This is a genomic window from Faecalimicrobium sp. JNUCC 81 (assembly GCF_053667625.1).
Window position 1 is genome coordinate 3,507,800 of sequence record NZ_CM132203.1, and the last position, 12,440, is coordinate 3,520,239.

At 27.3% G+C, this 12,440-nt stretch carries 12 protein-coding genes; all 12 read right to left on the reverse strand.

From position 1 onward, the window contains the following. Nucleotides 1–15 precede the first annotated feature (15 nt). The 12 genes from tig to JNUCC81_RS17270 all read right to left on the reverse strand — a co-directional run bounded on the left by tig (nt 16) and on the right by JNUCC81_RS17270 (nt 12,174). Nucleotides 16–1,302: a trigger factor gene (gene tig / locus JNUCC81_RS17215; RefSeq protein ID WP_454094582.1), complete on the reverse strand. Its 1,287-nt coding sequence runs from the start codon at nt 1,300–1,302 to the stop codon at nt 16–18. A 145-nt stretch (nt 1,303–1,447) separates the two neighbouring features. Then, a complete protein-coding gene (locus JNUCC81_RS17220; protein WP_454094583.1) occupies nt 1,448–1,918 on the reverse strand; it encodes a metallophosphoesterase in 471 nt (156 codons plus the stop codon). Continuing rightward, nucleotides 1,918–3,267 carry a ribonuclease PH gene (gene rph, locus JNUCC81_RS17225; RefSeq protein WP_454094584.1) on the reverse strand — a complete coding sequence of 450 codons (1,350 nt, stop codon included), beginning with the start codon at nt 3,265–3,267 and terminating at the stop codon, nt 1,918–1,920. The genes JNUCC81_RS17220 and rph overlap by 1 nt, the downstream gene beginning before the upstream one ends. A 192-nt stretch (nt 3,268–3,459) precedes the next feature. Then, entirely contained in the window at nt 3,460–5,478 is a 2,019-nt protein-coding gene (ligA, locus tag JNUCC81_RS17230) for an NAD-dependent DNA ligase LigA (RefSeq protein ID WP_454094585.1), read from the reverse strand. A 278-nt stretch (nt 5,479–5,756) separates the two neighbouring features. Further along, entirely contained in the window at nt 5,757–6,692 is a 936-nt protein-coding gene (locus JNUCC81_RS17235; protein ID WP_454094586.1) for a phosphoglycerate dehydrogenase, read from the reverse strand. Between the two features lie 290 nt (nt 6,693–6,982). Next, complete coding sequence (locus JNUCC81_RS17240; RefSeq protein WP_454094587.1) at nt 6,983–7,303, reverse strand: (2Fe-2S)-binding protein; 321 nt, start codon at nt 7,301–7,303, stop codon at nt 6,983–6,985. Nucleotides 7,304–7,501: 198 nt separating this feature from the next. Further along, nucleotides 7,502–9,232, reverse strand: coding sequence for a recombinase family protein (locus JNUCC81_RS17245; RefSeq protein ID WP_454094588.1), 1,731 nt, complete (start codon nt 9,230–9,232; stop codon nt 7,502–7,504). Between the two features lie 58 nt (nt 9,233–9,290). After that, nucleotides 9,291–9,431 (reverse strand): SHOCT domain-containing protein, encoded by a 141-nt coding sequence (locus JNUCC81_RS17250; RefSeq protein WP_454094589.1) that lies wholly within the window; start codon nt 9,429–9,431, stop codon nt 9,291–9,293. 335 nt (nt 9,432–9,766) lie between these two features. Beyond that, nucleotides 9,767–10,006 carry a helix-turn-helix domain-containing protein gene (locus JNUCC81_RS17255; protein ID WP_454094590.1) on the reverse strand — a complete coding sequence of 80 codons (240 nt, stop codon included), beginning with the start codon at nt 10,004–10,006 and terminating at the stop codon, nt 9,767–9,769. Beyond that, a complete protein-coding gene (locus JNUCC81_RS17260) occupies nt 10,003–10,425 on the reverse strand; it encodes an RNA polymerase sigma factor (RefSeq protein WP_454094591.1) in 423 nt (140 codons plus the stop codon). Before JNUCC81_RS17260 ends, JNUCC81_RS17255 begins: the two co-directional genes overlap by 4 nt. Nucleotides 10,426–10,623: 198 nt before the next feature. Next, nucleotides 10,624–10,782 carry a hypothetical protein gene (locus JNUCC81_RS17265; protein ID WP_454094592.1) on the reverse strand — a complete coding sequence of 53 codons (159 nt, stop codon included), beginning with the start codon at nt 10,780–10,782 and terminating at the stop codon, nt 10,624–10,626. A 210-nt stretch (nt 10,783–10,992) separates the two neighbouring features. Next, a complete protein-coding gene (locus JNUCC81_RS17270) occupies nt 10,993–12,174 on the reverse strand; it encodes a sensor histidine kinase (protein WP_454094593.1) in 1,182 nt (393 codons plus the stop codon). Nucleotides 12,175–12,440 lie beyond the last annotated feature (266 nt).

A 12,440-nucleotide genomic window follows, 5' to 3' on the forward strand; every position in this document is an offset into this window, starting at 1 on the left:
GGCTACTGTAAAAAATTAAGCTATTGTTGCGTTGTCAACTAATAAGTCTATTGTTTTTCTTATTTTTACTTGACCTTTTATATCTTCTATATCATTTTCTCTTAAAGAAGATTTTAATTTGTCAGCTTCCATGTTGTACATAGCTGCCATTTTTTCTAATTCAGCATTAAAGTCTTCATCACTTACTTCTATATTTTCTGCTTTAGCTATAGCTTCTAATACTAAAGAAGATTTAACTAATTTCTCTGCATCAGCTTTTCTTTCTTCTCTTAATTCAGCTATATCTCTACCAGTCATTGATAATAATTGTTGTAAGTTTAGTCCTTGATATTGTAATTGGTAATTAAGTTCCATTAACATGTTATCTATTTGATGTTCTACCATAACAGCAGGTAATTCTACTTCTGTGTTTGCAGCAACTTTCTCAACTATAGCGTTTCTCATTTCTGCATCAGCTTTATTTGTAGCATCTTTTTCTAATTTAGCTCTTACATCTGCTCTTAATTCAGCTAATGTATCGAATTCACTTGTATCCTTAGCAAACTCATCATCTAACTCTGCTAATTCTTTAACCTTTACATCATTTACTTTTACATTGAATACTACAGCTTTACCAGCTAAGTTTTCTGCATGGTATTCAGTTGGGAAAGTAACATTTACTTCTACTTCTTCTCCAGCTTTTTTACCAACTAATTGATCTTCAAATCCTGGTATGAAAGAGTTAGATCCTATAACTAAGCTATAGTTTTCACCTTTTCCACCTTCGAAAGCTACACCACTTTCAAATCCTTCAAAGTCTATAACAGCTGTATCTCCAGCTTCTAAAGCTTTATCTTCAACGCTTACTAATCTAGCGTTTTTGTTTACCATCTCTTCTAACTCGAATTTTACTTCTTCTTCAGTTACAGTATTATCAACTTTAGCTACTTCTATACCTTTGTAATTCCCTAACTCAAACTCAGGTTTAACTTCAACATTAACAACCATTACTAATCCGTTATCTTTGCTTATTTCTTCAACATCTAAGTCTGGTCTGTCTATTGGATCTATGTTTAACTCATCTAGAGCAGTTGGGTAAACCTCTGGGAATAATAATTCTATAGCATCATTATAGAATACTCCTTTACCGTATTGAGTTTCTATAACAACCTTTGGAGCTTTACCTTTTCTAAATCCTGGTATATTGTACTTACCTTTATTTTTATTGTAAGCTTTAGTTACCGCTGCTTCAAATTTATTATTATCTACAGTTATTTTTAAAGTAACTTTGTTACCTTCTTTCTTAATTAATTCTGCCTTCATTGAATTAATCCTCCTATATCATTATGTAATAATTTTCGTATGGCATTATAATCCATTCTACTTATAGTTTAACTCTTTAATTATAGCACATAACTTTTTTTATTTACAAGTCTTTGCCTTGATTTGCAAGGTTGTACAAGCTTTATTATATTTTTATTTTTTCTATATTTATATTCCCCTTTTCTATGTTAAGTATAGAAAAACTTCTATAATCAACTTCTCTAGGAAGTGATACACTCCCTGGGTTTATATAAATGATTTCATCTTTTTCTATATATAAAGGTACATGAGTGTGACCAAATACTACTATATCAGCATTCACAGATTTTGCCCTTGATTCTAACATTTCAATACCATATTTTACAGCGTATCTATCACCATGGCATAGAAATATAGTTTTATCCTCTATATCAAATACTAATTCTTCTTCTACATTATCAAAATCACAGTTTCCTTTTACTGCCATAATAGGCACTTTAGTTTCTGCATGTATATACTTAGAATCAGAAAAATTATCTCCTGCATGAATTACTAAATCACATTCTTTTAGGTATGGTATAGTTTTATCAATGAACTTCTTCATCATATGTGTGTCACTTACTACTCCAACTTTCATTATCTTGATACCCTTTTGTTAAACTCATTCTTCATTAATTTTAAAGCATTAGCTCTGTGGCTTATAGAATTTTTTATTGTAGCCGGTATCTCTCCAAAAGTTCTATTATAACCATCTACTATAAATAATGAATCATATCCAAATCCATTTTTTCCTTTTTCTTCAAATCCTATGCTACCTTCACAAGTTCCTCTAACAACAAACTCTTTTCCATCAGGAAATACTACTGCTATTGCCGATACAAATCTTGCAGTTCTTTTACTCATAGGTACATTATTTAATGCTTTTATTAGCTTTTCTCTATTTTCTTCATCTGTTGCGTTTTCTCCTGCATATCTAGCAGAATAAACACCTGGTTTTTTACCTATAGCATCAACTTCTAAACCTGAGTCATCTGATATTGATATTTTATTAGTAAGTTTTGCTATAGTTCTAGCTTTTATAAGTGCATTATGTTCAAACGTTTTACCATCTTCAACTATTTCTATACCACCTAAGTCTACATCTTTTAATGAATATATTGTATAATCAAAATCTTCTAATATTGCTCCTATTTCTTCTAACTTGTGAGCGTTATTAGTAGCTATGACTACTTCATCTCCATATTCCATACCTAATATTTCATCTGCTATCTCGCCTAGTGCAGCTCTTTGAGCCTTTATTAATTCTTTATTTCCTTTTTCACCAAGCTCTAAAAGTTCATTTAAATCTTTTCTTGAGAAAGGTCTTTCTTCCCCTGTTCCTTGAACTTCAACAAATTCACCTTTATCAGTCATTATTATATTCATATCTACTTGTGCATTAGAGTCTTCTTCATAGCATAAATCAAGAACATGTTCCCCATTTACTATACCCACGCTTATAGCTGATACAAAATTTCTAACCGGTATTTCTTTTACTGATTTTGATTTATGTAATTTATTTAATGCGTCTACCACAGCAACAAATGCACCTGTTATAGATGCTGTTCTTGTCCCTCCATCCGCTTGTATTACATCACAATCTACCCAAATAGTTCTTTCTCCTATTTTATCTAAATCTATTACCGATCTTATAGCTCTTCCTATTAATCTTTGTATCTCTTGAGTTCTTCCATCAACCTTTCCTCTAGATGATTCTCTTATTTTTCTTTGATGAGTAGATCTAGGTAACATAGAGTATTCTGCATTTATCCATCCTGTTCCAGTATTTCTTAAGAAAGGTGGTACTTTATCTTCTATTGAAGCAGTACATATTACTTTCGTTTCTCCCATTTCTATAAGAACAGAACCTTCTGCATATCTAGTATAATCTCTTGTAATTTTTATATCCCTTATTTGGTCGTTCTTTCTATTATCAATTCTAGTCATTTTTAATCCTTCCTTAAATCTATTTCAAAATATTATTGAATTATCAATATTATATTTTTTAGAAATTTTATCTTATCTATTAATAATATTAACACAAGTTTTAAGTATTTTTCTACATTCAAACATATCTATATAAACTTAATTTATCTTAAATTTTGCATGGATAAAGTCTAAATTTATTATTTAAGTAAATTATAATTTACTTTCTACCTCTTCTTTAGAGTTTAAATTTGAAAGTTCTATAAACATTTCCTCATCAACTACTTTAATTCCTAATTCATTAGCCTTTGTTAGCTTAGAACCAGCTTCTTCTCCTGCTAATACAAATGTTGTTGATTTGCTAACACTAGAAGTTGCTTTTGCGCCTCTAGCTTCTATCATTTCTTTAGCATCATTTCTTTTTAATGTTGGTAAAGTTCCTGTTAATACTATTTTCATTCCATCAAATATTTTAGGTATGTTAGAATTTTTATCTTCTATAGTTTTAATATTAACACCAGCTTTTTTAAGCTTTTCTATTACTTTTATATTTTTATCTTCTTTAAAGAACTCTACCACACTATTAGCCATAGTTTCTCCAAATTCTTCTAGATTAACTAATTCTCCTTCTGATACACTCATAATTTCATCTATATCTTTAAAGTTTTTAGCAAGTATCTTTGCACCTTTTACTCCAACAAATTTTATTCCTAAACCATTTATTAATCTCCATAAATCATTTTCTTTTGATTTTTTTATTGATTTAATTAAATTATTTGCTGATTTATCTCCCATTCTTTCTAGGTTAATTACATCTTCTTTCTTTATGCTATATAAATCTGAAACATCTTCTATTATTTTCTCATTTAATAATAATGTTATTATAGATTCTCCTAATCCATCTATATTCATTGCATCTCTTGATACAAAGTGAATTATCCCTCTTCTTATTTGAGCAGGACAAGACATATTTATACACTTTACAGCAGCTTCTCCCTCTAGTCTAACTGTTGGCTCTGAACATACCGGACAAACATTAGGCATATTAAATTTTATTTCTTCTCCACTACGTTCTTCTTTTATTACTTCTATAACTTGCGGTATTATATCCCCAGCTTTTTGAACTAATACAGTGTCATTTATTTTAATATCTTTTTCTTTTATGTAATCTTCATTATGTAATGTTGCTCTACTTACACTAGTTCCAGCAAGTCTTACTGGTTCAAGTACTGCAGTTGGTGTTATAGTTCCAGTTCTACCTACTTCTACTATTATGTCTAAAATCTTTGTTTTCTTCTTTTCTGCTGGGAATTTATACGCGATTGCCCATCTTGGACTTTTTGCAGTATATCCCATAGATTCTCTTTGTTTAAGATTATTAACTTTTATAACCATTCCATCTATCTCAAAATCTAGATTTCCTCTATTTTCAGTCCAGTACTCAATATGTTCTATTACATCATCTATACTTTTAAATACCTTATAGTTTGGGCTAACCGAAAATCCTAAATCACTTAAAAATTCTAGAGATTCACTATGGCTTTCAAACTCTAAATTTTGACCATACTCAAGGTTAAATACAAATATATCTAATGGTCTTTTAGCTGTTAATTTTGGGTCTAATTGTCTTAATGAACCTGCTGCAAGATTTCTTGGATTAGCATAAAGGGCAAGTCCTAAATTTTCTTGTTGTTCATTTATATTTTGGAAGTTTTCTTTTGATATATAAACTTCCCCTCTTACTACTATTTCATTATCTTCTTTTATCTTTAAAGGTATACTTTTTACTGTCATTAAATTTTGAGAAATGTCTTCTCCAACTACTCCATTACCTCTAGTTGCACCTTTTTCAAATTCTCCATCATTGTAAGTTACGCCTACAGATAATCCATCTATTTTAAATTCAACTACATACTCTACATCTGAACCTGCCATATCTCTTACTCTTTTATCAAAATCTTTTAAGTCTTGACTTGAGTATGCATTTGATAAACTTAGCATAGGTATTTTATGTACTATTTGATCAAACTTATCTAAAGCCTTTCCTCCAACTCTATTACTTGGAGAATCTACTCTTTTTAAATTCGGATTTTCTTCTTCTAATTTTATTAGTTCTTTAACTAAATTGTCATACTCTGCATCAGATATTTCTGGTGCATCTTGATTATAATATTTTTCATTATGATAGTTTATTAAGTTTATTAGTTCATCTATTCTATTCTCAATATTCATTTTTATCTCACCTCTTTTAAAAATTTGATTCACTTAAGCGACTTGTCGTCGAATTATTTTATATTGTCAACCATATTATTTAGTATTTACCAATCATATCAGTTACTTAAAATTGACTCCATAGTATTATTACCCTTTTATGAGTTTAATATATTTTTAGCATATTATTTAATAAAAAATATTCTATTTAATCAATATTTAAATAAATATTTTATACTACCTTAGTATTATAACAAAAGCTACCGTAAAATTCGGTAGCTTAATAAACATTTTTTATTTTAATAACCTTTTAATATATCAACAACATTATTTAAAGGTTTATTTTCTATATAATTTTTTAAATTATTGTAAATAACATTAAATGTTCTTTCTGTATCTTTGTCTGATATCCATGAATTGTGAGGTGTTATTATCACATTTTCAAAATCCCATAACTTACTATCTTTGCTTAATGGCTCTTTTTCAAAAACATCTAATGCTACTCCTCTAAATTTATCTATATAATCTATTAGATCATTTTCATTGACTATATTTCCTCTACCAACATTTATAAAAATTGATTTATCTTTCATAATTGAAAATTTATCTTTATTAATCATACCTATAGTATCTTTAGTAGCAGGTATAGTTGATACAATCACATCGCATTCTTTAAATACGTCATTCATATTTTCACTAGAGAAACATCTATCAAAGTATTCTTTATCAGTTCCTTTTGTATTTACACCCCATAGTTCTACTCCAAAAGCTTTTAATCTTTTAGCAGCTTCTGTTGCTATCGTACCAGTTCCTATAAATCCAACTCTCTTATCATATAGTTCAAGTAAATCAAATTCTATTTTCCACGTTCTGTTTTGCTGATTAGAATATAATTTCATACTATTCTTATAAATTTGTAGTATATACATTACGATCCATTCACTAATAGGTATGCTATATGCACCTTTGTTATTTGCTAAAACTATATTTCTCTTTAGCACTTCTTCTTTTGGAACTTGGTCTACCCCTACACTAGATGTCTGTATATATTTTAAATTATTAATTTTTGATATATCTAATGTCTTAAATGGATTATATGTTACTAACACATCTGCTGTATCTGTATCTTCATTATTTTGAATTTTACTTTCCTTATAATAAGTTACTTCATACCCTAAGTCTCTAATTTTTTGAAATTTTTCTTCTCCGTAATTATGCGTAAATAGAACTTTCATTTATAATCTCCTCCAATTAAAATATCCTACTATATAGATATTTTAATACAAAATTAAAAAGTCCTCCAAAATTTGGAGGACTTAATCTATTTTAAAATAAATGCATAAAGACTATGATGTCAAAATGACGAGGTGTGATATACATTTATTTAATAATATTCTATCCACTTTTAGACTATTTATTTGCTTAATATTAATTTGGTCATTAGAAATATTTTCTATTAAGTTTATTGTATAAAATAAAACTAGCTAATTTCAATTTAAAAATAACTAGTTTTATTTTAATTTTACTATTTTTTAGTATCTATTACATTTTGAACTAAAGCTCTACATCTTCCACAAGCAGATCCTGCTCCTGTTATTTCTGCAATCTTATCAGTTGTATCCGCTCCATCTTTAACCGCATTAACTACAGTTTCAAGAGAAACTCCTTTACATCCACAAATTGATTCTAATATTTTTTGTATCTCTGGTATACATCTTCCACATCCTGTTCCAGCTCCTGTCATTTCCTTTATTTCATCTACAGTACGAGCTCCAGCTATCATTACCTTTCTTATGTCTATATAACTTACATTTTTACAAAAACAAACCATTTGATCTCCAGCCATTTTCATTCTCCTTAGTTAATTAAATTTATGTAATTATATTATACCAAATATATCCACAATTAAACGATTATAAATAATATAACCTATCTAATATAAATAAAAAACACTGCTGAAAAATTCAACTTTCAGCAGTGCTTTTTATTGGTGTAAATACATTTGATCTACAATTAATCTTTTTTTACTAACTTAGCAACACATTCAACATGTCTCATTTTTAGTATGTGAACACTGATTTTTATTATCGTTGTTATCTTTTGAATACGCTTTTAACGAATTGTTATCTATAAATTTATTTCCATCTTGTTTATCATCAAATCCAGTTTTATATACAAAAGTTATTTTATAAGGATCAACTGTACCATCTTCATTAGTAGCTCCAACTATAACTTTATCTACTATGCTTTCAAATACATATCTATCGAAACTCTTTAACACTTCATTTCTTTCAAGTGTCTTTCTAAATTCTTTAAGCCTTGTTTTTATAGTTTTTTCATTTATTAAAGATGCCTTAAGAGTTTGTTTCTCTTTACTAAGTTTCTTTATTTCGACTGTTAAATCATCATACTTTTCTTCATATGATTCTTTATCAATTATATCTTCTAATCTCATATCTATAAGCTTTCTTCTTTTCTTATCTAAAGCTTCTATTTGTTTCTCTAAAACTAAGAACCTCTTTTCAACATTACTTTCATTTAAAGTATCTGATAATCTAGCTAAAAATTCTTCAAGAACTTCTTTATTATTTCCACATAATTGTCTATAGCTTTCAACAAAAGCATCTTCAAATACTTTTTCTGGAATCCCCTTACTATGTTCACAATATTTCTTTCCTCTTTTAGTTGAAACAACACATTGCCACACTACCTTGGAATGATTAGTTCCACTATGCCAACATCTTCTGGTAAATGTCCCTCCACAAAACGCACACTCTATCATACAACTAAATGCATATTTTCTACTATATTTCTGACGTTTAAATCCTTCTGTTTCATGTGTACCTCTTGGAATACTTCTTTTTAATCTTATAGCTTGAGCTTTATCAAAAACTTCTTCACTAACTATAGGTTCATGATGTTCTCTTAAATAAAATTGATCCTCTTCTCCATAATTCTCTAGCCTACGTTTAGATATAGGATCTAAAGTAAATGTCTTTCCTAAAAGTACATCACCTTTATATTTTTCATTTTTTATTATTCCTAATATAGTAGATTCATGCCATGTAGAACTTCCTCTTTTAGTTTTATATCCTAACTTCTCTAATTCATTACCAATTAATCTTCCACCTGCACCTTCGATATATCTGTTAAATATATATCGAACTATTTCTGCTTCTTCTCTATTAATAGTTATACTTTTATCTTCTACATTGTAATCATATCCTAAACACCCCTGAAAACCAACAAGTTCTCCTCTACTCATTTTCATTTTTAGTCCTTTTTTCACATTTGCAGAAATATTCTCAACCTCTTGTTGTGCTACAGAACTTAACACTACTAATAATAGTTCACCATCCATTGTTAAAGTATTTATTTTTTCATCTTCAAAATAAACAGCTATATTTCTTTCTTTAAGCATACGAACATATTTTAGAGTATCTAATGTGTTTCTAGCAAATCGTGATATTGATTTAGTAATAACCATATCTATTTCACCATTCATACAGTCATTAATTAATCTTTGAAAATTTGTTCTTTTAGAAATTTGAGTTCCTGTTATTCCTTCATCAGCATAGATATCAATGAAATTCCATTCATTATTTTTCCTAATTAAATCTGTATAATAAGCTACTTGTGAGTTATAGCTATTTAGCTGATCATCAGAGTCAGTACTTACACGACAATATGCTGCTACTCTTAAAAGAGACTCCATATTGTTCTTGTTTCGATCTGATAAACTGCGATTTGCTTTTATAATTTCAACTTTTTTCATATATCTCCCCTCCGTATTACTCTATAGTGTCTATTATACAGTATTAATACTTTAATATTCAAGTTGTAATATCAGATACTACACCATAATCCTCCATCAGTTTTCTCTTTACTTTTATATATTCATTCTCATTTATTAATTTCTTATTAAGGAGGTTTCTAAGCATAGAAAGTTGAATGCTATAATCTAATAATTTCATCTTCTTAATTTCCTCCACAACCTAAATTTATAAATCTTATATTCATGCGGCTACAGATTATATAGCTCCACAGGAATTCCACCTCTCCCTACTCTAGCGAGACGTATTTCTACGTGAGTATCATTATCTCAATTAATGCATCATTGCACTTTGATTATCTAATTTCAAAGTTTGTAGTTCAAATGTTAGTCGCTCTTTTTCAGCAAAAAGTCTTGGCGCATTTGCTACACAGCTCTCCATTAATTGAATGTACATGAATATATAACTATATTTAATTTTCAAAGATCAATAATTTAAAACATTATATATTTCATACTAATTAAAATAAAAATTTATCAGTCTATTCTAAATAACAAAATTTTACTTATTAATTTATTTTCTATTCTTTTGCAGGTATCTTCATCTACAATAAACTTCGCATCTCCGAAATTATCATAAATTTTTCTAACTGCCATCTTTGCTATATATCCAGAAAAGTGTTCTAACACTTTATTTACTGCTTCTATATCACCCTTAGTGGATTTAGCTATAATATCAAATGCTATTAGATTATTACTTTTATACTCTTTTCTCATACATCTTCTTCCTCCAGATATTTCCTTAATTCTATAAGAGCTTTATTTCTATACCTTGAAACAGTTCTTCTAACTAAATTAAGTTCTTCTGCTATCTCACTATCAGACATATTAAAACAATATGAGAATAAAATTATACTTCTCTGTTTTTCAGGTAAATTCATAATAATCTCCATAATATGTTCATCATTTATTTGAATAATTTCTTCTTTGCATTTAATAGAAGATTCCTCAAAAAAATATTCTGGAGATATAGATATTTTGTCTATATCCTTCATTGTAAGTTGCTCTAATGATATTTCTCTTTTGCTTTTACGTTCAAATTCTTTATAAATGTTACGAGCTTCATTCTTTATGATTTTTTTACAATAACTATCAAATGCATGTTGTTTATATTTTTCATTTGATTTTGTATTCATAAATTTCTACCTCCCTACATTTTTATAAATAAAAAATAGGCATCCCTCCTTTCATCTACTATTACAATTAGAGATGCTATTTCGGGACAGTTTTTGATAGAAATCTACAAAAAAATAAAGCTCTACTCAATTTATTTAAGGAGCTTCATTCTAAAAATTTATAACATAAAAATGATAGTTAATTTATATAATATTAAGTTATTTTATATTATTATTTATATTTATTTGCATAGATACTATGATTTTATCAAGAGCTTGACTTAGTAATAATACTTCTTCAGCGTTTCCATTTTCTAAATACATATCCCCTAATATTCTCTTTATAGTAATCAAATCTTGATATTTTATTTTAATCACTACAGCCACCCCCCAATGTATTAATTTATATAATATCCATTAAAAATCCATAAATTAATATAATGATAACTCATTTTATGTATAAATTTGTAAATTAAACCCAAACGACGCTTTTATGCAATCAAACATGCCATTATAATAATAAAAAAATTGCATTCAGTCTAAAAATCAATTTAGATGAAATGCAATTACAAAATTAATTACTCCAAGTTATTTTATTTTTATAGGTATCTTTATTAAAAACTTAAACTCTTTTTTATCCTGTTCTACTTTTATAAGAGCTATTCCATTTGCCTCTTCAACTATATGTCTGATGCTTTCTACTCCTACTCCATTAAGCTTACCGTGCTTTTTCGTACTTATTAACTTATCGTTTACCATTTTAATTTGCCCATTAAATGAATTAGTCTGATATATTATTAAATTATCTTCTTTTACATAACTTCTAAAATTAATACATTTATTTTCAGATTTATCTTGCTTGATACAAGCTTCAAAAGCATTACTTGATAAATTATTAAATATTCTTATTAATTCTAGTTCTGGCAATTTAATCTCTTCTGGAATATAACATTCTGCTTCAAAATTGATATTCTTAGTATCACATTCTTCACTTAATCTATTTAAGATAGCATTAACTAATAAATTGTTAGAAAATTCCTTATTATCTTCCATAACATTCTGTACTTGATCATCAAATTCCAATATTATTTTTTTTGCTTTCTCTATATCTCCCATATTCAAAAGAGATTTTACGTTATTTAATATACTTTTAAAATCATGGTTGTACATTTTTAATAGTTTCGAATACTCATCTCTTTTTTTATTCATCGATTTATTATGATCTACCGTTAAAATTTTTGCTCTGTATAAAACTTCATCTTCTACCCATTTAATTGATTTCATTCCCATTTTTAATGCACAATAAAAACAATAACCTATACAAATTCTATTTATCAACATAACTATTGGTGATGTAGTGCTTCCGGAATAATAATATGTATAATTAGAATTAAGCAATATAATAGCTAGTCCAGTAGTAGTAAGAGTAATTGTGTTTAACTTCTTTATATTAATTAATAACTTTTTTGCTTCTTTCATGTTACATACATTATTAAAATTAATACTTAGAATTAACATTACTATTCTACACAATGCAAATGATAGTAAATATGACTCATAAGATTGTATAGTTTTATACATACTCTGATTGAATAATATTGCCATTATACCTATTACAATATCTCTATTTAAAATAAGTTGAAAAATACAAGTTATACTTATATTATATATAACATGCATTGTTTCCTCAAAAATAATTTTAAATGTAGTAATATATATAAAAAGTGTTATTATATATGCAAAAGAAGTAAATAATTTTTGAGTAATCATTGTCATTGAAATTGTGGACATAATTATCGGAAAAATTATAATTATTAGTTTTTTATTTCCTATTTTTAAATTTAATAATTTCATATAATATGTTATGAAAAAAATATTATATAAATATATCGAAAAAAAAGTTATTATTTCTATAGTAAGTAGATTTATAATTATTCCCCCCTTAAATCATAAAAAAATTGTATATAGTATTAATTATATTAATAAAAATTTCAAAACTTACTTAGTTTCAAAACACTAATATATTTAAATTTGAC

Coding starts and splice junctions, on each gene's coding strand:
- JNUCC81_RS17245 (WP_454094588.1), bottom strand. CDS start 9,232: ATGAAAAAAGTTGAAATTATAAAAGCAAATCGCAGTTTATCAGATCGA.
- rph (WP_454094584.1), bottom strand. CDS start 3,267: ATGACTAGAATTGATAATAGAAAGAACGACCAAATAAGGGATATAAAA.
- JNUCC81_RS17240 (WP_454094587.1), bottom strand. CDS start 7,303: ATGGCTGGAGATCAAATGGTTTGTTTTTGTAAAAATGTAAGTTATATA.
- JNUCC81_RS17220 (WP_454094583.1), bottom strand. CDS start 1,918: ATGAAAGTTGGAGTAGTAAGTGACACACATATGATGAAGAAGTTCATT.
- JNUCC81_RS17235 (WP_454094586.1), bottom strand. CDS start 6,692: ATGAAAGTTCTATTTACGCATAATTACGGAGAAGAAAAATTTCAAAAA.
- JNUCC81_RS17255 (WP_454094590.1), bottom strand. CDS start 10,006: ATGAGAAAAGAGTATAAAAGTAATAATCTAATAGCATTTGATATTATA.
- tig (WP_454094582.1), bottom strand. CDS start 1,302: ATGAAGGCAGAATTAATTAAGAAAGAAGGTAACAAAGTTACTTTAAAA.
- JNUCC81_RS17260 (WP_454094591.1), bottom strand. CDS start 10,425: ATGAATACAAAATCAAATGAAAAATATAAACAACATGCATTTGATAGT.
- JNUCC81_RS17250 (WP_454094589.1), bottom strand. CDS start 9,431: ATGAAATTATTAGATTATAGCATTCAACTTTCTATGCTTAGAAACCTC.
- JNUCC81_RS17270 (WP_454094593.1), bottom strand. CDS start 12,174: ATGATTACTCAAAAATTATTTACTTCTTTTGCATATATAATAACACTT.
- ligA (WP_454094585.1), bottom strand. CDS start 5,478: ATGAATATTGAGAATAGAATAGATGAACTAATAAACTTAATAAACTAT.